Source organism: Streptomyces sp. NPDC047869 (assembly GCF_040704065.1).
In the GTDB taxonomy this organism is placed as follows: domain Bacteria; phylum Actinomycetota; class Actinomycetes; order Streptomycetales; family Streptomycetaceae; genus Streptomyces.
This window is the reverse complement of record NZ_JBEYRK010000007.1, coordinates 190745-209921: the sequence shown is the minus strand read 5'-3', so window position 1 is coordinate 209921 and position 19177 is coordinate 190745. Positions and strand designations below refer to the sequence as shown.

Annotated in this window: 14 protein-coding genes; 5 read left to right on the top strand and 9 right to left on the bottom strand. The window is 71.7% G+C overall.

Translation table 11 applies throughout. From position 1 onward, the window contains the following. Position 1 precedes the first annotated feature (1 nt). From AB0924_RS12400 to AB0924_RS12375, 6 genes are all read right to left on the bottom strand, one after another. Positions 2-526 carry a MaoC family dehydratase gene (locus AB0924_RS12400; RefSeq protein WP_358927759.1) on the bottom strand — a complete coding sequence of 175 codons (525 nt, stop codon included), beginning with the start codon at positions 524-526 and terminating at the stop codon, positions 2-4. Between the two features lie 5 nt (positions 527-531). Beyond that, positions 532-1494: a CoA ester lyase gene (locus AB0924_RS12395; RefSeq protein WP_161291613.1), complete on the bottom strand. Its 963-nt coding sequence runs from the start codon at positions 1492-1494 to the stop codon at positions 532-534. Continuing rightward, positions 1491-3539, bottom strand: a complete 2049-nt coding sequence (locus AB0924_RS12390; protein WP_358927762.1) for a protein meaA — start codon at positions 3537-3539, stop codon at positions 1491-1493. Before AB0924_RS12390 ends, AB0924_RS12395 begins: the two co-directional genes overlap by 4 nt. Positions 3540-3556: 17 nt before the next feature. After that, entirely contained in the window at positions 3557-4894 is a 1338-nt protein-coding gene (ccrA, locus tag AB0924_RS12385) for a crotonyl-CoA carboxylase/reductase (protein WP_358928083.1), read from the bottom strand. Positions 4895-5326: 432 nt separating this feature from the next. Further along, complete coding sequence (locus AB0924_RS12380) at positions 5327-6148, bottom strand: TetR family transcriptional regulator (protein ID WP_358927764.1); 822 nt, start codon at positions 6146-6148, stop codon at positions 5327-5329. Between the two features lie 136 nt (positions 6149-6284). Beyond that, positions 6285-8090: a 3-hydroxybutyryl-CoA dehydrogenase gene (locus AB0924_RS12375; protein ID WP_358927766.1), complete on the bottom strand. Its 1806-nt coding sequence runs from the start codon at positions 8088-8090 to the stop codon at positions 6285-6287. Positions 8091-8465: 375 nt separating this feature from the next. Between AB0924_RS12375 and AB0924_RS12370 the strand changes: the two genes are divergently transcribed. Then, positions 8466-9047 (top strand): adenylosuccinate lyase, encoded by a 582-nt coding sequence (locus AB0924_RS12370; RefSeq protein ID WP_358927768.1) that lies wholly within the window; start codon positions 8466-8468, stop codon positions 9045-9047. 7 nt (positions 9048-9054) lie between these two features. Here the strand turns inward: AB0924_RS12370 and AB0924_RS12365 are convergent, their stop codons facing one another. From AB0924_RS12365 to AB0924_RS12355, 3 genes are all read right to left on the bottom strand, one after another. After that, complete coding sequence (locus tag AB0924_RS12365) at positions 9055-9579, bottom strand: GNAT family N-acetyltransferase (RefSeq protein WP_358927770.1); 525 nt, start codon at positions 9577-9579, stop codon at positions 9055-9057. 101 nt (positions 9580-9680) lie between these two features. Then, positions 9681-11252 carry an alpha/beta hydrolase gene (locus AB0924_RS12360; RefSeq protein WP_366911331.1) on the bottom strand — a complete coding sequence of 524 codons (1572 nt, stop codon included), beginning with the start codon at positions 11250-11252 and terminating at the stop codon, positions 9681-9683. 183 nt (positions 11253-11435) lie between these two features. Next, a complete protein-coding gene (locus AB0924_RS12355) occupies positions 11436-12476 on the bottom strand; it encodes an Rv2578c family radical SAM protein (protein WP_358927775.1) in 1041 nt (346 codons plus the stop codon). A gap of 135 nt (positions 12477-12611) precedes the next feature. On the opposite strand from AB0924_RS12355, the gene AB0924_RS12350 reads away from it, so the two are divergent. The 4 genes from AB0924_RS12350 (at position 12612) to AB0924_RS12335 (ending at position 19133) form a co-directional block, all read left to right on the top strand. Continuing rightward, complete coding sequence (locus AB0924_RS12350; protein WP_358927777.1) at positions 12612-13055, top strand: SRPBCC family protein; 444 nt, start codon at positions 12612-12614, stop codon at positions 13053-13055. A 173-nt stretch (positions 13056-13228) separates the two neighbouring features. After that, on the top strand, positions 13229-15643 hold the full coding sequence (locus AB0924_RS12345) for an MFS transporter (protein ID WP_366911330.1): 2415 nt from the start codon (positions 13229-13231) through the stop codon (positions 15641-15643). A gap of 153 nt (positions 15644-15796) precedes the next feature. Continuing rightward, positions 15797-18274: a SpoIIE family protein phosphatase gene (locus AB0924_RS12340; RefSeq protein WP_366911329.1), complete on the top strand. Its 2478-nt coding sequence runs from the start codon at positions 15797-15799 to the stop codon at positions 18272-18274. A gap of 139 nt (positions 18275-18413) precedes the next feature. Next, positions 18414-19133 (top strand): class I SAM-dependent methyltransferase, encoded by a 720-nt coding sequence (locus tag AB0924_RS12335; protein WP_358927783.1) that lies wholly within the window; start codon positions 18414-18416, stop codon positions 19131-19133. Positions 19134-19177: the final 44 nt, after the last annotated feature.

Genomic DNA, 19177 nt, shown 5'->3' with positions numbered 1-19177 from the left:
GTTACTTCTCCGTCTTTTCCGAAGGGTCGTTCAGCTCCGGGCGGCCGGGCTGCTCGCCGCCGCGCTCCTTGATGTACGTCTCGGTGGGCACCATGACCTTGCGGCGGAAGACGCACACCAGGGTGCCGTCCTGCTTGTAGCCCTTGGTCTCGACGTAGACGATGCCGCGGTCGTTCTTCGACTTCGACGGCCACTTGTCCAGCACGGTCGTCTGGCCGTAGATCGTGTCGCCGTGGAAGGTCGGCGCCACGTGCTTGAGCGACTCGATCTCCAGGTTGGCGATCGCCTTGCCGGAGATGTCCGGCACGGACATGCCGAGCAGCAGCGAGTAGATGTAGTTGCCCACCACGACGTTCTTGCCGAAGTCCGTCGTCTTCTCCGCATAGTTGGTGTCCATGTGGAGCGGGTGGTGGTTCATGGTGAGGAGACAGAACAGGTGGTCGTCGTACTCCGTGACCGTCTTGCCCGGCCAGTGCTTGTACGTCGCCCCGACCTCGAACTCCTCGTAGGTGCGTCCGAACTGCATCGCGCTCAGGCCTCCGGGATCTCGAACTTGCTGGTGCGCTGCATGCCGGCGGCACGGCCCTTGCCCGAGATGACCAGGGCCATCTTGCGGCTGGCCTCGTCGATCATCTCGTCGCCGAGCATCGCGGAGCCCTTCTTGCCGCCCGCCTCGGACGTGTAGTAGTCGTACGCGTCCAGGATCAGCTCGGCGTGGTCGTAGTCCTCCTGCGACGGCGAGAAGATCTCGTTGGACGCCTCGACCTGGCCCGGGTGCAGCACCCACTTGCCGTCGAAACCGAGCGCCGCGGCGCGCTGGGCGACCGCGCGGTAGCCCTCCACGTTGCGGATCTGGAGGTAGGGGCCGTCGATCGCCTGGAGGTTGTTGGCGCGGGCGGCCATCAGGATCTTCATCAGGATGTAGTGGTAGGCGTCCGCCGGGTAGCCGGGCGGCTGCTCACCCACGACCAGGGACTTCATGTTGATGGAGGCCATGAAGTCGGCCGGGCCGAAGATGATCGTCTCGACGCGCGGGGAGGCCTGCGCGATCTCGTTGACGTTGTTCAGACCCTGGGCGTTCTCGATCTGCGCCTCGATACCGATCTTGCCGACCTCGAAGCCCATCGTCTTCTCGATCTGGGTCAGCAGCAGGTCCAGCGCGACGACCTGCTGGGCCGTCTGCACCTTCGGCAGCATGATGCAGTCGAGGTTCTGGCCGGCCCCCTCGACGACCGTGACGACGTCCCGGTACGTCCATTCGGTCGTCCAGTCGTTCACCCGCACGACGCGCGTCTTGCCGGTCCAGTCGCCCTCGTTGAGGAACTTGACGATGGTGTGCCGCGCCTCGGGCTTGGCGAGCGGCGCGCACGCGTCCTCCAGGTCCAGGAAGACCTGGTCGGCGGGGAGGCCCTGGGCCTTCTCCAGAAAGCGCGGGTTGCTTCCCGGTACCGCCAGGCAGGAGCGGCGGGGGCGAAGGCGGTTGACTGTCGTCATGCGGGGACCTCCAGGGGGTCGAGCTTGTTCGCTTTCCGGATCTCGTCGGCTATGCGGCCGATGATCCCGGTGATGTCGAAGTCCTTCGGGGTGAACACCGCGGCCACACCGGCGGCCCGGAGCTCTTCGGCGTCACCGTTCGGGATGATGCCACCTGCGATCACCGGTATATCTGTGGCACCGGCCACACGCAGGCGCTCCAGCACGTCCGGTACGAGCTGCGCGTGCGAGCCGGACAGGATCGACAGGCCCACGGCGTGGACGTCCTCGGCCAGGGCGGCGTCCACGATCTGCTCGGGGGTGAGCCGGATGCCCTGGTAGACCACCTCGAAGCCGGCGTCGCGCGCGCGGACGGCGATCTGCTCGGCGCCGTTGGAGTGACCGTCGAGGCCGGGCTTGCCGACCAGGAAGCGCAGTTTGCCGACGCCCAGATCGCGGGCGGTGGCGTCCACCTTGGCGCGGACCTCGGCCATGGCCGAGCCGGCCTCGGCGGTGACGGCCACCGGTGCGGAGGACACTCCGGTCGGCGCCCGGAACTCGCCGAACACCTCGCGCAGGGCGCCCGCCCACTCGCCGGTCGTGACCCCGGCGCGGGCGCACTCCAGCGTGGCCTCCATCAGGTTGCCGGTGCCCTTGGCGGCCTCCTTCAGCCGGTCCAGGGCCTTGCAGGGGCGCGGGTGGTTGAAGGGCGGCTGGTAGCGGGTGTCCCGCCAGTTCTCCAGCGAGGCGACGACGCGGGCCTCGACCGCCGGGTCGACCGTCATGATCGCGGTGTCCAGGTCGGCCGTGAGCGGGTTCGGCTCGGTCGTCTCGAAGATGTTGACGCCGACGATCTTCTCCTGGCCGGACTCGATCCGCGCCCGCCGCTCGGCGTGCGAGGAGACGAGCTGCGCCTTGAGGTAGCCGGACTCGACGGCGGCCATCGCGCCGCCCATCTCCTGGATCCGGTCCATCTCGGTGAGGGACTCCTCCACCAGGGCGTTCACCTTCGCCTCGATGACGTGCGAGCCCTCGAAGATGTCCTCGTACTCCAGCAGGTCGCTCTCGTGGGCGAGCACCTGCTGGATGCGCAGGCTCCACTGCTGGTCCCACGGCCGGGGCAGGCCCAGGGCCTCGTTCCAGGCGGGGAGCTGCACGGCACGCGCGCGGGCGTCCTTGGAGAGGGTGACCGCCAGCATCTCGAGCACGATCCGCTGGACGTTGTTCTCCGGCTGCGCCTCGGTCAGGCCGAGCGAGTTGACCTGGACGCCGTAGCGGAAGCGGCGCTGCTTGGGGTTCTCGATGCCGTACCGCTCGCGGGTGACCTTGTCCCAGATGCGGCCGAACGCCCGCATCTTGCACATCTCCTCGACGAAGCGGACGCCCGCGTTGACGAAGAAGGAGATGCGGGCCACCACGTCGCCCATGCGCTCCTGCGGCACCTGTCCGGAGTCGCGCACGGCGTCGAGCACGGCGATCGCGGTGGACATCGCGTACGCGATCTCCTGCACCGGCGTGGCCCCGGCCTCCTGCAGGTGGTAGCTGCAGATGTTGATCGGGTTCCACTTCGGGATGTGGGAGACCGTGTACGCGATCATGTCCGTCGTCAGGCGGAGCGAGGGCCCCGGCGGGAAGACGTGCGTCCCGCGGGACAGGTACTCCTTGACGATGTCGTTCTGGGTCGTGCCCTGGAGCTTGGTGATGTCCGCGCCCTGCTCCTCGGCGACGACCTGGTAGAGCGCCAGCAGCCACATGGCGGTGGCGTTGATCGTCATCGAGGTGTTCATCTGCTCCAGGGGGATGTCCTGGAACAGCCGGCGCATGTCACCGAGGTGCGAGACGGGCACGCCCACCCGGCCGACCTCGCCGCGAGCGAGGATGTGGTCGGGGTCGTAGCCGGTCTGGGTCGGCAGGTCGAACGCCACCGACAGACCGGTCTGGCCCTTGGCGAGGTTGCGCCGGTACAGCTCGTTGGACGCCTCCGCCGTGGAGTGACCGGCGTACGTGCGCATGAGCCACGGCCGGTCCTTCTCCCTCCGCGATCCGGAGGGCTGACGCTCAGTCATCTATGACCTCCGGGTCCTCAGATGTTCCGGAAGCGGTTGATGGCGTCGATGTGCTCGGCGCGCATCTCCTCGTCGCGCACGCCCAGGCCCTCCTCGGGGGCGAGGCACAGCACGCCGACCTTGCCCTGGTGGAGGTTGCGGTGCACGTCGTAGGCCGCCTGGCCGGTGTCCTCCAGGGAGTACACCTTCGACAGGGTGGGGTGGATCTTGCCCTTGGCGATGAGGCGGTTGGCCTCCCAGGCCTCGCGGTAGTTCGCGAAGTGCGAGCCGATGATCCGCTTCAGCGACATCCACAGGTACCGGTTGTCGTACTCGTGCATGTAGCCCGAGGTCGAGGCGCAGGTGGTGATGGTGCCGCCCTTGCGGGTGACGAACACGGAGGCGCCGAAGGTCTCGCGGCCGGGGTGCTCGAAGACGATGTCGATGTCCTCGCCGCCGGTCAGCTCACGGATGCGCTTGCCGAAGCGCTTCCACTCCTTCGGGTCCTGGGTGTTCTCGTCCTTCCAGAACTTGTACCCCTCGGCGTTGCGGTCGATGATCGACTCGGCGCCCATGGAGCGGCAGATGTCCGCCTTCTGCTCGCTGGAGACGACGCAGATCGGGTTGGCGCCGCCGGCGAGGGCGAACTGGGTGGCGTAGGAGCCCAGGCCGCCGCTCGCGCCCCAGATGAGGACGTTGTCGCCCTGCTTCATGCCGGCGCCGTTGCGGGAGACCAGCTGGCGGTAGGCGGTGGAGTTCACCAGGCCCGGGGCCGCGGCCTCCTCCCAGCTCAGGTGGCCCGGCTTCGGCATCAGCTGGTTGGACTTCACCAGCGCGATCTCGGCCAGGCCGCCGAAGTTGGTCTCGAAGCCCCAGATGCGCTGCTCGGGGTCGAGCATCGTGTCGTTGTGGCCGTCCGAGGACTCCAGCTCGACGGACAGGCAGTGGGCCACGACCTCGTCACCGGGCTTCCAGGCGTTGACGCCCGGGCCGGTGCGCAGGACGACGCCGGCGAGGTCGGAACCGATGATGTGGTACGGCAGGTCGTGGCGCTTGGCCAGCTCGTTGGTGCGGCCGTAGCGCTCCAGGAACCCGAAGGTGGACAGCGGCTCGAAGATCGAGGTCCACACCGAGTTGTAGTTGACCGAGGAGGCCATCACGGCCACCAGGGCCTCGCCCGGACCCAGTTCGGGCAGCGGCACGTCGTCCAGGTGGATCGACTTGCGCGGGTCCTTGTCGCGGGTCTGCAGGCCCGCGAACATCTCCGTCTCGTCCTTGTGGACGGTGATCGCGCGGTACGACTCGGGGAGCGGCATGGCGGCGAAGTCGGCGGACGTGGCGTCCTTCGACTGGATCGCGTCCAGGATGTCCTTCACGGTCACGGTGTTGCCTCCGGCGGTGAGCGCCCTGAGGGAGGGGCGCTGGGGGATCGTCGGTGCTGCTGGGAGTGCTGCTGAGGGTTTTGAGGGTGTGCCGTCGGTTCGGCGGGGGTGGTGCTTCGGCAGCGCTTTGTGGCGCGGGAGGTTGCCTGTGACGCAGGCGTCCGGGCGCGCAGGCCGTCCGGCTTGCGGGGACAGCCGACGCACGAATGGTCTCTGCGCGCCGGCCGCCCGGACTCCCTTCAACGTATGACACCGCGTGTCATGCCGCAAGGCACTGAGTGCCAGAAGCTGCTCTCAGATGAAATCTTTACGTAACAAATGAGCGATGATCGATCGAACGGGCTCTTAAATCTCTCCGAAAAGGGCCCCTGGCATGCCAAAACGGCCACCCCGAAGGGTGGCCGTCCTCACAGGGCACGCGGTGCCTCAGCGCTCCTTGAGCGCCTCCTCGATGGTGCGCATGACCTCGTCGAGCGGGGCGTCGGTGCGGGCGACCGTCACCAGGACCTCGCCGTGCGCGGAGACCGTCGCCGGCGCCATGGTCGTCGCCGGGCCGGGGGCCGGGCCGCGTCCGGCGCCGATGCCGGTGCCGAAGGTCTTGCGGACGATGGCGAAGGCGTGGTCGAGCTGTGCCTCCACGTCGCCCTGGCCGCCGGCCCGCAGCCAGCGCCTGAGGACGTGGTTGTGGGCGGTGACGACGGCGGAGGCGGCGACCTCGGCGAGCAGCGGGTCGTCGTTGGCGTCGTCGGCGTGCGCGTGCTCGTCGAAGTGGCCGAGCAGATAACGGGTGAACAGGCGCTCGTAACGGGCCACCGAGGCGATCTCGGCCTCGCGCAGGGTGGGCACCTCGCGCGTGAGCTTGTAGCGGGCGACCGAGATCTCCGGCCGGGCCGCGTACATCCTCATGACCTCCTTGATGCCGCGGCACACCGTGTCGAGCGGATGCTCGTGCGCGGGGGCGGCGTTGAGGACCGCCTCGGCGCGGATCAGGGTGTCGTCGTGGTCCGGGAAGATCGCCTCTTCCTTGGAGCGGAAGTGGCGGAAGAACGTGCGGCGCGCGACCCCGGCCGCGGCCGCGATCTCGTCGACGGTGGTCGCCTCGTACCCCTTGGTCGCGAACAGTTCCATCGCTGCGGCCGCCAGTTCCCGGCGCATTTTCAGCCGCTGGGCGGCGGCGCGACTGCCTGCGGCACTTTCCGGCGCGTCGGGCGTGGCTGGTGTACGTGAGGACTTGGCGGGCTGGGGCATGACCCGAACGTACTGCATGTGCGCGGCAGAATGCGCAGGTCCGGGGGATCCCCCGCCCGCGAGGGGCGGGGGAGTTCCCGCTGGGCCGAGCAGTCCGCCCCAGTCCGTCTCCGTGCGGGACCAGTCGCCGACGCCGTCAGCGGCGGGCATACTCGCGGAAGCCGCGGCCGGTCTTGCGGCCGAGGCAGCCCGCGGCCACCAGGTGCTCCAGCAGCGGCGCCGGGGCCAGGCCCGGGTCGCGGAACTCGCGGTGCAGCACCTTCTCGATCGCCAGCGAGACGTCCAGGCCGACCACGTCCAGCAGCTCGAACGGGCCCATGGGGTAGCCGCCGCCGAGCCTCATCGCCGCGTCGATGTCGTCCAGCGTCGCGTAGTGCTCCTGGACCATCTTGATCGCGTTGTTGAGGTACGGGAACAGCAGCGCGTTCACGATGAAGCCGGCCCGGTCGCCGCAGTCCACGGCGTGCTTCCTGATCCGCCCGCAGACCTCGCGGACGGTGGCGTGCACGTCGTCGGCCGTCAGGACCGTGCGCACGACCTCCACCAGCTTCATCGCCGGGGCCGGGTTGAAGAAGTGCATGCCGATCACGTCCTGCGGGCGCGAGGTGGCACGGGCGCAGGCGACGACGGGCAGCGAGGAGGTGGTGGTGGCCAGCACCGCGCCCGGCTTGCAGACCTTGTCCAGCGCCGCGAAGAGCTGCCGCTTGACCTCCAGGTCCTCGGCCACCGCCTCGACCGCCAGGTCGACGTCGGCGAAGGCGTCGTAGGAGCCCGCCGGGGTGATCCGGCCCAGGGTCTCGGCGGCCGCCTCGGCGGTCATCCGCCCCTTGTCGACAGAGCGCGAAAGCGACTTGCCGATACGGGCCTTGGCCGTCAGCGCCTTCTCCTCGCTGCGGGCGGCGAGGACGACCTCGTAGCCGGCCTTGGCGAAGACCTCGGCGATGCCGGAGGCCATGGTGCCCGAGCCCGCGACACCGACGGACCGGACCGGACGCCCCTCGGCCCCGTCGGCGCCGGCGGCCGGCGTCAGCGGGTCCGGCACGACCGTCGCGCTGCCCGGCGCCTCGTAGGTGTAGAAGCCGCGTCCGGACTTGCGGCCGGTCAGGCCCGCCTCGCTGAGCTGCTTGAGGATCGGGGCGGGGGCGTGCAGCCGGTCGCGGGACTCGGCGTACATGGCGTCAAGGACGGTGCGCGCGGTGTCGATGCCGATCAGGTCCAGCAGGGCCAGCGGGCCCATGGGCAGGCCGCAGCCGAGCCGCATCGCGGCGTCGATGTCCTCGCGGGAGGCGTACTTCGCCTCGTACATCGCGGCGGCCTGGTTGAGGTAGCCGAAGAGCAGCCCGTCCGCGACGAACCCGGGGCGGTCGCCGACCGCGACCGGCTCCTTGCCCAGCTCGATCGCGAGATCCGTGACCGCGGCGACCGCGGCCGGCGCGGTCAGCACCGAGGAGACGACCTCGACCAGCTTCATCGCCGGGGCCGGGTTGAAGAAGTGCAGGCCCAGCACGCGCTCGGGGCGCGCGGAGTCGGCGGCGAGACGGGTCACGGACAGCGCGTTGGTGCCGGTCGCCAGGATGGTCTCCGGACGCACGATGCCGTCCAGCTCGCGGAAGATCTGGTGCTTGATCTCGTACGACTCCGGGACCACCTCGATGACCAGGTCGGCGTCGGCCGCCGCGCGCAGGTCGGTGGAGAGGCGGACCCGGGCCAGGAGGCCGGCGCGGTCCTGCTCGGTCAGCCGGCCGCGCTCGACGGCGCGGGCGGTGGCGGCCTCCAGGGCGGCGAGCGCCCGTGCGGTCTGGGCCTCGGCGACGTCGATGCCGATCACCTCGCGGCCCGCCTTGGCGAGGACCTCGGTGATGCCGGTGCCCATGGTGCCGAGGCCGACGACGGCGATCGTCTTGAGCGGGGACAGAGGGGTGTCGGACAGGGGAGTGGCCATCGCGGGACTCCAGGAATGAGGGTGACGACTGGGAACGCGCCGGGTGCGCCCGAAGGCGCACACCGGGGCGGAGTGGAGTGCGGGTGTTGCCGGGCTGCTGGCGCACACGCCCGGTGCCGGAACCGCGGGCGTGCACACGCCCGGGAACGGCGGAATCCGACCGGCTCTGTCCCGAAGCCGGGTCGTACTGCGGTACCGAGGTACCGAACCGACCGGCGCACGACGGCTGCGTCACCAAACCGTCGTGAGCGAACAGCGAGTGGGTAACTCGCTCGTCTGAGCTTAACCGGCCAGTAACGAGCGCGCCAGCCCCGCGCCGGAGCCGACTTTGTGATGTAGCTCCCTCCGCGCCGGCGACCGGCCTACGCTGGCCCCGTGGACGAAGAGTTGCGATCGCTCACGGAACGCTTACGGCAGGAGTCGCACGGCTCGCCCGGTTACGAGCGGCTGCTGACGACCGGGGACCACGACGAACTGGCCGGGGTGCTCACCGCGCCCGGACAGCCGCTGTGGGCCCGGGAACTGGCCGCGTTCCGGCTGGGCCGGGCCGGCGACCGGCGCGCCTTCGAAGCGCTCGTGCTGCTGCTCAACCACCGCGACCCGCCCCGCTGCGCCGCCGCCGCCCACGCTCTCGCCCGGCTCGGCGACCCGCGTACGGCCCGTGCCGCGGCGGCCCTCGCCACCAACGAACTGCGCGTCGCCTACGCCCTGTACCCGGTACGGCTCCTGGTCGAGCTACGCGCCCCGGAGTCCGTACCCGCGCTGATCGCCACCCTGGAGCGCCGGCTGCGCCCGCACGACCCCTACCGGCGGGTGGCCCTCGCCTGCGTGGACGGTCTCGGCGCCCTCGGCGACGCCCGCGCCCGGCGGGTGCTGGGCGAGGCCCTGGCGCACCCGGCCCTCGCCGAGGCGGCGGTACGCGCGCTGGCGCGCATCCCGCGCCAGGACCGGAAGTGACGCCGGGTCAGCCGCCCAGCGTCCGGGCGTACCGCACCTCGGGCACGAGTTCGCCGCCCGCCTCGAAGGGCTCCTCGGCGCCGTCCCGGCGGAAGCCGGCCCGCTCGTAGAAGCGGCGGGCGCGCGTGTTCTCCTTCAGCACCCACAGGAACATGCGCGGGTACCCGGCGCACCGCTCGACCGACTCCGCCAGCAGTGCCCGCCCCACTCCGGTCCCGAGATGGTCCGGGTCGAGGTAGATGGCGTACAACTCGGCGTCGGCGGTGCGCACTTCACCGTCGCGGTACGGCCCGTACGCCGCCCAGCCGACCACTTCGCCGCCCCGCTCGGCGACCAGGTTCACCACGGCGCCGTTCCCCTGCGCGAACCAGGTCCGCCGCCGCTCGGCGTCCCGCGCCACGCTGAGCGCGTCCAGATACGGCTGCGGCATGAGCCCGCGGTAGGCGTGCCGCCAGCCCCGGACACGGATCTCCGAGACACGGTCGCAGTCGTCGAGGGTCATCGGGCGGATGCGGAGGGAGGGGTCGTCCATGACCGCACCCTAAGGAGCCCGCTCCGCCCGGCGCCCGTGAATTTCCGGCGGCCCGGCCGGCGCGGGGCCGGCCGGGCCGATCGTGAGGCTGCGGACAAGGCCTAGCCGCGGAAGCCCAGCAGCCGGTGCAGCTCCGCGCCCCGAGAGGCCGTCGGGGCCGCCTTGTCCGCCGGGGGCTCGGGGTCCGGCGTCCTCTCGCACACCGCGTCGGCCGTACCGGCCGTGCCGCCCTGGCGCGGGAGCCTGCCGTCGGACAGGTAGTCGGCCAGGTACCGGTCCAGGCACGCGTTGCCGCTGAGGCTGATGCCGTGGTTGCCGCCGCCCTCCTCGACCACCAGGCGGGAACCGGCCAGCAGCCGGTGGGCCGCCACCCCGCCCGCGTACGGCGTCGCCGCGTCGTCGGTCGCCTGGAACAGCAGCGCCGGCGGCAGCTTCGTGTTGGCGACGTCCACCGGCCGCTTGGACCCGGTCGGCCAGAACGCGCACGGTGCGTTGTACCAGGCGTTGTTCCAGGCCATGAAGGGCGCCTTCGCGTACACCCCCCAGGTCTCCGTCCGCCAGCGGTTCCAGTCACGCGGCCAGGACACGTCACGGCACTGCACCGCCGCGTAGACGCTGTACCCGTTGTCGCCCGGGCCGTCCACGGCGCCGTAGTCCTGGTACGCCTTCACCAGCGGCCCGGTCCTGCCCTCGTTCACATAGGCCGCGAACGCCGTCGCGAGGTGCGGCCAGTAGCCGTTGTAGTAGCCGCCGGGGATGAAGGCGTCCTCCAGTTCGGCGGCGCCCACCTTGCCGCCGGCCGGCTTCTTCGCCAGGGCCGCCCGCATCGCGTACCACTTGGCCTCGACCTTCGCGGGGTCCTTGCCCAGCCGGTACGTGGCGTCGTGCCGGGCGGTCCAGGCCATCAGGGCCCGGTGGCGGGTGTCGAAGGCGTAGTCCTGGCCGACGTTGTCCTCGTACCAGACGCCCGTCGGGTCCACGACCGAGTCCAGCACCAGACGCCGTACCCGCTCGGGGTAGAGCTTGGCGTACACCGCGCCCAGATAAGTGCCGTACGAGTACCCGAAGTAGCTGATGCGCGGCGCGCCCAGGGCCCGGCGGACGGCGTCGATGTCATGGACGGCGTCGACGGTGTCGATGTACGGCAGCACGTCCGCGTACTTGCGGCCGCAGGCGGCGGCGAAGGACCGGGCGCGCTCCAGGTTAGTCCGCTCCAGCGCGGGTGTGGCGGGCACGGTGTCGGGCCGCACCGGCGCGAAGCGGCCGTTCGAGCAGTCCAGCGCGGGCGTGCTCTTCCCGACACCCCGCGGGTCGAAGCCGATGACGTCGTACTGGGCCGCCACCGACTTCGGCAGCGCCGACGCGACGTAGCCGGCGAGCCTGAGACCGCTGCCGCCGGGGCCGCCGGGGTTGACCAGCAGCGGGCCCTGGGAGGTCGGGGCGGTGTGCGGGACGCGGGACAGGGCGAGCGTGATCTGCCGGCCGGACGGCCGCGCGTGGTCCAGCGGTACCTTCAGTGACGCGCACTGCAGGGCCGGGTAGTCGTCGGTGCCGCACTTCTTCCAGCTGAGCTTCGGCGCCGGAGCGGTGGGGGCCGCCTGGGCGGGGACGGCCGTGACCGAGCCCGCCACCATGGCGGCGGCTGCGCACAGCACGGCTGCGCGTGTCCTCATGGGTCCTCCCGGGACGGAGGGTGACGCGAACCGTGTGATCACGGTCCTCGCCGGATCGTCCCGGAATCGACGCCCTGCGGAACCCGTTCTGTCGATACTTGACCCAATTGGGCCGAGGGATGCCCTCCAACGCTCCCGGAGTCCGACGCTCGCGGAGTCCGACGCTCCCGGAGTCCGGCGCCCTCAGAGGAGGGTGAGCTGGGTCGGCTCCGCGGGGGCGGGCGCCTCGGCCGCCTCGGCCGGGCGGATCCGCCGGGCCGCGCCCGCGCGCGTGGGGCCGATGCCGTACTCCTGGGCGAGGTCGTGCACCTGGCGGGTGATGCGGCGCTGGTACCACTTGGGCGCGTAGGCGCCCTCCGCGTACAGCCGCTCGTAGCGGCGTACCAGGTGCGGGTGGTGCTGTCCGAGCCAGGCCATGAACCACTCCCGCGCGCCGGGCCGCAGATGCAGCACCAGGGGCGTCACCGAGGTGGCCCCGGCCGCCGCGATCGCCCGCACCGTCTCGCGGAGCCGGTCCGGGTGGTCGCTCAGGAAGGGGATGACCGGTGCCATCAGAACCCCGCAGCCGATGCCGTGCTCGCCGAGGACGCGGACCACGTCCAGCCGCCGCTCGGGCGCGGGAGTGCCCGGCTCCACGGTGCGCCACAGCCCGGTGTCCATGAAGCCCACCGAGACCGAGATGCCGACGTCCGTCACCCGGGCGGCCCGGGTCAGCAGCTCCAGGTCGCGCAGGATCAGGGTGCCCTTGGTCAGGATCGAGAAGGGGTTCGCGTGCTCGGTGAGGGCCGAGATGATGCCCGGCATCAGCCGGTAGCGGCCCTCGGCGCGCTGGTAGCAGTCGACGTTGGTGCCCATCGCCACGTGGTCGCCCTGCCAGCGGCGCGAGGCGAGCTGACGGCGCAGCAGCTCGGGAGCGTTCACCTTCACCACGATCTGGGTGTCGAAGCCGATGCCCGTGTCGAGGTCCAGGTAGCCGTGCGTCTTGCGGGCGAAGCAGTAGACGCACGCGTGCGTGCAGCCGCGGTACGGGTTCACCGTCCACTCGAACGGCATCCGGGAGGCGCCCGGCACCCGGTTGAGGATCGAGCGCGCCCGGACCTCGTGGAACGTGATCCCCCGGAACTCGGGCGTGTCGAAGGTGCGGGTGGTCACCGCGTCCGCGCCGAACAGGGCCGGGTCGGCCCGGCGGTGTTCGGGCTCGCCGGTGAGGTTCTCCCAGCGCATGAGGCCTCCTCGGTAGCACTGCCGCACAGAATAGAACATCTGTTCCCATGATCGTGCGACCCCCGATTTGGGCGGCCGGGCACCGGGGTGGTTGGCTTGCTCCCACTTCGAGAAAACAGGTCCTGGAGGAACGCAATGGCGCAGGTCGAGGCCACTACGGAGCGGGTCGTCGCGGCGGACGCGGAGAAGGTGTTCGACGCCCTCGCCGACTACAGCGGCACACGGCAGCGGCTGCTGCCCGAGCACTTCAGCGAGTACGAGGTGCGCGAGGGCGGTGACGGGGAGGGCACCCTCGTGCACTGGAAGCTCCAGGCCACCAGCAAGCGGGTGCGCGACTGCCTGCTGGAGGTCAGTGAGCCCACCGACGGCGAGCTGGTCGAGAAGGACCGCAACTCCTCCATGGTCACCACCTGGCGCGTCACCCCCGCCGGCGAGGGGGGCTCCCGGGTCGTCGTCACCACCACCTGGCAGGGCGCGGGCGGCATCGGCGGCTTCTTCGAGCGCACCTTCGCGCCCAAGGGCCTCGGCCGGATCTACGACGCCGTCCTCGCCAACCTGGCGCGCGAAGTGGAGAAGTGACCGGGCGCGTCCGCGGCTGACCCCAAACGCCGCCTGCCGACCGGGTGTTGTGTCCCTCACCGGTTCGAGTGGAATCGCATCCCGTCCGAGCTTGTGCCGTAACTCGCCGTACTTGTCCGCAGTTGTCGTCTCGCGCGGCGATTGTGTGACAGGTGCGACGAGGGGAGCGGTACGTGGGCGGGACGACTCTGGTGCGGGACGAGCCGGTCGCGGCACCCCCCGGGACACCCGCGCCCCCACCACCCCGGACCGCCGAACTCGGCGCCCGGCAGGTGCGGCTGGTCTTCCTCGGGCTGATGCTGGCGCTGCTGCTCGCGGCGCTGGAGCAGATGATCGTCGCCACCGCGCTGCCGAAGATCGTCGGCGAGCTGCACGGCCTGGACAAGATGTCCTGGGCGATCACCGCCTATCTGCTCACCGCCACCATCGGCCTGCCGCTGTACGGCAAGCTCGGTGACCTCTTCGGCCGCAAGGGCGTCTTCCAGTTCGCCATCCTGGTCTTCGTGGCCGGTTCCGCGCTCGCCGGACGGGCGCAGACCATGGACCAGCTCATCGCCTTCCGCGCCGTGCAGGGCGTCGGCGCGGGCGGGCTGATGATCGGGGTGCAGGCGATCATCGCCGACATCGTGCCGCCCCGGCAGCGCGGCCGCTACATGGGCCTGATCGGCGCCGCGTTCGGTGTCGCCTCCGTCGCCGGTCCACTGCTCGGCGGCTACTTCACCGACCATCTCTCCTGGCGCTGGTGCTTCTACATCAACGTCCCTTTCGGCCTGCTCACCCTCGCCGTGGTAAGCGCCGTCCTCAAACTCCCCAGGCCCCGCGTCCGCGCCCGGCTCGACGTGCCCGGCGCGCTGCTGCTCGCCGCCGCCTCCACCTGCCTGGTGCTGCTCACCAGTTGGGGCGGCACCGAGTACGCCTGGGGCTCACGGGAGATCCTCGGCCTCGGCGCGGGCGCCCTGGCCGCCACCGTCCTCTTCCTCGTCGCCGAGCACTTCGCCGCCGAACCCCTCATCCCGCTGCGCCTGTTCCGGGACTCCGTCTTCAACGTCACCGGCCTGGTCGGCCTGGTGATCGGTGTGGCGCTGTTCGGCGCCGCCAGCTATCTGCCGACCTTCCTGCAGATGGTCGACGGGGCCAGCGCCACCGAGTCCGGGCTGCTGATGCTGCCCATGATGGCCGGCATCGTCGGCGCCTCGATCATCGGCGGGCAGCTCATCAGCCACACCGGGCGGTACAAGCTCTACCCCGTCCTCGGCGGCGCCCTGTCCGCCGTCGGCATGTGGCTGCTGTCCCGGCTCGAGGTGGACACGCCCCGGCTGTACTACAGCGTCTGGATGGCCGTCCTCGGCGCCGGCATCGGCCTGGTGATGCCGGTCCTGGTGCTCGCCGTGCAGAACTCCGTGCGCCCCGCCGACCTCGGCACCGCCACCAGCGCCAACAACTACTTCCGGCAGATCGGCGGCAGCGTCGGCGCCGCCGTCTTCGGCACGCTCTTCGCCGGCCGGCTCACCGACGCCCTGCGGCGCGAACTGCCGCCGCGCGCGGGCGCCGGACTGCCCGACCCCGAGTCCCTGACCCCGCAGCTCGTGCACGCGCTGCCACCGGCGCTGCGCGACGCCTACATCCGCGCCTACGCCGACGCGATGCCCCGGATCTTCCTCTACCTGGTCCCGGTGCTCGTCCTCGGCCTGCTCATCGCCTTCTTCCTCAAGGAGAAACCGCTGGTGTCCCACAACGCCGCCGAAACCGGGCCCGCGTCCCCGGCCACCCCCATCCCGCAGGCCCGCCACCAGCAGCCCCCGGCCGCGGCGTCCCGCTCGCCGTACGCCGCCGGAGTGCCCGTCTGCGGCACGGTGCAGCATCCCGACGGGACCGTGGTGCCCCGCGCGGCGCTCACCCTCATCGACGTCGCGGGCCAGCAGATCGGGCGCGGTGCGAGCGGTGACGACGGGCGCTACGCCCTCGCCACGCCCGGCGTCGGCTCGTACGTGCTGATCGCCGCCGCAGGCGGCCACCAGCCGCAGGCCGTCTCCGTCACCGTCGGCGAACGGCCCGTCGAACTCGACGTCGTCCTCGGCGGCGCCGGACGCCTCGCCGGCAGCGTGCTCACCGCCGACGGCAGCCCCGTCCGGGACGCCACCGTCACCCTCACCAACGTGCACGGCGAGGTCGTCGCCAGCACCCGCAGCGGCCGTGAGGGCGGTTACGTCATCACCGAGCTGGTGGCGGGCGAGTACACCCTCGCCGCCAGCGCGCCCGCCTTCCGGCCCGCCGCGCTCCCGGTCACCGTGCAGGCCGCCCGGGAGACCCGGCAGGACGTCGAACTCTCGGGCGGCGCCGTGCTGCGGGGCACCGTCCGGGCGAGCGGCGGCCGTCCGGTGGAGGACGCCCGCGTCACGCTCCTGGACGCCGCCGGGAACGTGGTGGACACCCTCACCACCGGAGCCGACGGAGCGTTCCGGTTCGTGGACCTGTCCTCCGGCGAGTACACGGTCATCGCCGCGGGTTACCCGCCGGTCGCGACCGTCCTGCAGGTCGCCGGCGGCGGCCGCACGGAGCGGGATCTCCAACTCGGCCACGAGGACTGACGGGGGCGCACGCAGGGCGCTGAGCTGCGCGCCGGGGCGGTCCGGCGACATCAATTCCCGGATTGCCGCACATCGCGACCGGCCGCCGCCGTACCGTAGTGGCGGGCGGCACAGATCGTTTGCGAACAGCCGTGGGGAGAGAGGGCCGGGGCCATGGACCATGGCAGCGAGCGGGACACACCTCCCGGCCGCGGCGCCGACGACGCCGCGGCGGGCCGGATTCCGCTTGCCGTCGTGGTCGTGGACCGCGACGGCCTGGTGTCCCACTGGAGCAGTGGCGCGGGCCGTCTGTTCGGTGTCGGCCGGGAGGACGCCGTGGGGCGCCCCGCGGTGGATCTGCTGCCGGTATCCGGCGCGCTCTCCGACGACCCGCACGCCGACGCGGCGCCGGACGCCTACGGCCCCTACGACACGTACGACGGCCTCGGCCCCGACCTGGAGTCCTCGCTCGGCGGCCGTACCGCCTACCCGGCGGCCGGCCGGGCCCGCCAGTTCCCGCACAGGGACGCGAGTTCCGGTGCCGGGGCGGCCGACGGCGAGCGGATCGACGTGCTCTGGTGGGCCTACCCGCTGGTCGGCCCCGGCCCGTTCCGGCTGCTGGTGCTCGCCGCCGACGCCGCCCGGCTGCGCGAGGAGCGCGGCTACGACGACGAGACGGCCGAGCACATCTCGCCCGGTTTCGCCCGCCACACCGAACTTCCCGCCTCCGACGAACTCGAGCGGCGGCTCCCCGAGATCCTGCCCAGCATGGGCCCCGACCTCAGCGGCCGCATCGTCTCCCAGATCCTCGAACTCGGCTATCCCGTCCTGGAGTTCAGCCAGTTCGACCGGGTGCCGGTCACCCCTTACTGGGGTGTGCCGCGCCGCCCCGGCCGCAGCCGCGCCGAGGCCGTCGTACCGCAGCAGCGGACCGCGCCCGTGATCCCGGCCGGAGCCGAACGGGACCTGGAGTACGCCGCCGTGCGCGAGCGGCTGGAGTTCCTCAACGAGGTCAGCTCCGGCATCGGCACCTCGCTCGACCTCGGCGAGACCATCCGCGAGGTCACCAGCGCCGCCGTCCCCCGCTTCGCGGACTTCGCCGGCACCCATCTGCGTTCCGCGGTGCTCGCCGGCGAGGGCTTCCCGGACGGCCCGCCGGACGCGAGCACGGTGATGCACCGGGTCTGGGTCGAGCACAACGACGAACCGGGCCGCTGGGACGACACCGTGCCGGTCGGCGAGACCTTCGCCTTCCCCGAGCACACCCCGTTCTACAAGTGCATGGTGACGGGCGAGCCGGTGCTGATCCCGAGGGTCACCGAGGAGCTGTCCGGCCGCATCGCCGGCGAGTTCGAGAAGCGCGACCTCAGGCCGCTCATCAGCGGCCGCTCCCTGCTGATCGTGCCGCTCAAGGCGCGCAACGTCGTCCTCGGCTTCATGGTGCTGATGCGCCGCCCGGACCGCGCCGCGTTCGACGACATGGACCGCACCACGGGCGCCGAACTGGCCGCCCGCGCCGGCCTGGTGCTCGACAACGCCCGTATGTACACGTACCAGGAGAACGTCGCCGACACCCTGCAGGACAGCATGCTGCCGCAGGTCACCCCGCGGATGGCGGGCTGCGACGTGGCGACCCGCTACCTGCCCGGCACCCGGCTCGGCCGGATCGGCGGTGACTGGTTCGACACCATCAAGCTGCCCGGCTCCCGCACCGCCCTCGTGGTCGGCGACGTCATGGGCCACGGGCTGAACTCGGCCGCCATGATGGGGCAGTTGCGCACGGCCGTACAGACCATGGCCACCATGGAGACCCCGCCCGCCCAACTGCTGCGCAACCTCGACGACCTCGCCCGGCGGCTCGGCGAGAACTACCTCGCCACCTGCCTCTACGCGGTCTACGACCCGATCCGCGGCGAACTGCACCTCGCCAACGCCGGGCACATCCCGCCCGTGCTGGTGCGGGCCGAGAACGGCCGCAGCGAACTGCTCGACCTGCCGACCGGCGCGCCCATAGGCGTGGGCGGTGTCCCCTTCGAGGCCACCGTCGTCCGGGTCGCGCCCGGCGACCGGCTGGTGCTGTGCACCGACGGCCTGGTCGAGGTGCGCGGCTCCGACATCGGCGAGGGCCTGGCCGCGCTCTGCGAGTCCGCCGCCCATCCCGCGGCCTCCATGGACGACGCCTGTGACACCATCATCCGGGCCCTCAACACCCATGGCGGCCGCAAGGACGACGTCGCCCTGCTCATGGCCCGGCTCAACGGCATCCCCGGCGACCACGTCGCCGATTGGCACTTCGACGCGGACCCGCGCGAGGTCGCCCGGGCCCGGGGCCTGGTCCGCGACCGGCTGCTGGACTGGGATCTGCCGCAGGCCGTGGAGACGGCGCGACTGCTGGTCAGCGAGGCCGTCACCAACGCCGTACGGCACGGCGGGGGCGGGCGCGTCGGACTCCGAGTGGTCCGCACCGACGCGCTGCTGTTCGAGGTCACGGACGACGAGCCCGCCCTGCCCAGCATGCTCGCCGCGGGGCCGTACGACGAGGCCGGGCGCGGGCTGCGGGTGGTCAGCAGACTCGCCCGCGAGTGGGGCGCCAGCGCCACCGGCCACCGCAAGACCGTCTGGTTCGAACAGGGCCTCACCGAAGGGCGATGAACCGGGGCGCGCCGTCTGCTCCGAGCGCCCCCGGCGATGGCCGCGGTCCGTACATCCGGTGAAGGCGACCTCCAGCCCCTTGCCCCGCACACGGCGGTCGCGATATCCCGATCACGCAACCGACCGTGGGGAGACCGCCATGAACGTCTCGGACAACTACCGCAACTCCTGGGAGAGTTACTGGCGGGAGACCGCCGACGGGACGGGAGAGGCGATCTGGGACTCCGACCCGTCCCTGAGTGCCGAGCCGCACAGCGCGCTGCTCCTGCCGTACGCGGACACCGGGCGCGCCATAGTGGACCTCGGCTGCGGCAACGGCACCCAGACGCGCTTCCTCGCCACCCGGTTCGCCCGCGCCGTCGGCGTCGACCTCTCGCACGCCGCCGTCGAGCACGCCCGGCGCGCCACGAACGGCGGCCCGGTCGAGTTCCAGCAGCTCGACCTGACCGACACCGGCGCCGTACGGGAGCTGCACGAGCGGCTCGGCGACAGCAATGTCTACATGCGCGCCGTCATCCACCAGAGCGAGCCGCACGCCCGCGCCGCGGTGGCCGCCGCGGTCGCCGAGCTCCTCGGCACCGACGGACGCGCGTTCGTCGTCGAGCTGACGTCCGGATCCCGCGACGTCCTCAAGCTGGCCGCCGGCGGGCCCGAGGGGCCGGGGCCCAAGCTGCGCCGGGTCTTCCACCACGGCCTCAAGCCCGCCGACGCCGACGACGAGGAGATCCCGCGCCTGCTCGGCGAGGCCGGCCTCGAGATCCTGGCCACCGGCGAGACCACCGTGCCGCAGACCGAGCACCTGGCCGACGGCACCCGCATCGACCTGCCCGCCCGCTGGTTCGTGCTCGCCGGCAAGTGACGAGGTCCCGGGGCCGGCGGTCCTGCGCACGGGGGTCGTAGCCG

Coding starts and splice junctions, on each gene's coding strand:
- AB0924_RS12400 (WP_358927759.1), bottom strand. CDS start 526: ATGCAGTTCGGACGCACCTACGAGGAGTTCGAGGTCGGGGCGACGTAC.
- AB0924_RS12395 (WP_161291613.1), bottom strand. CDS start 1,494: ATGACGACAGTCAACCGCCTTCGCCCCCGCCGCTCCTGCCTGGCGGTA.
- AB0924_RS12390 (WP_358927762.1), bottom strand. CDS start 3,539: ATGACTGAGCGTCAGCCCTCCGGATCGCGGAGGGAGAAGGACCGGCCG.
- AB0924_RS12380 (WP_358927764.1), bottom strand. CDS start 6,148: ATGCCCCAGCCCGCCAAGTCCTCACGTACACCAGCCACGCCCGACGCG.
- AB0924_RS12375 (WP_358927766.1), bottom strand. CDS start 8,090: ATGGCCACTCCCCTGTCCGACACCCCTCTGTCCCCGCTCAAGACGATC.
- AB0924_RS12365 (WP_358927770.1), bottom strand. CDS start 9,579: ATGGACGACCCCTCCCTCCGCATCCGCCCGATGACCCTCGACGACTGC.
- AB0924_RS12360 (WP_366911331.1), bottom strand. CDS start 11,252: ATGAGGACACGCGCAGCCGTGCTGTGCGCAGCCGCCGCCATGGTGGCG.
- AB0924_RS12355 (WP_358927775.1), bottom strand. CDS start 12,476: ATGCGCTGGGAGAACCTCACCGGCGAGCCCGAACACCGCCGGGCCGAC.
- AB0924_RS12350 (WP_358927777.1), top strand. CDS start 12,612: ATGGCGCAGGTCGAGGCCACTACGGAGCGGGTCGTCGCGGCGGACGCG.
- AB0924_RS12340 (WP_366911329.1), top strand. CDS start 15,797: ATGGACCATGGCAGCGAGCGGGACACACCTCCCGGCCGCGGCGCCGAC.
- AB0924_RS12335 (WP_358927783.1), top strand. CDS start 18,414: ATGAACGTCTCGGACAACTACCGCAACTCCTGGGAGAGTTACTGGCGG.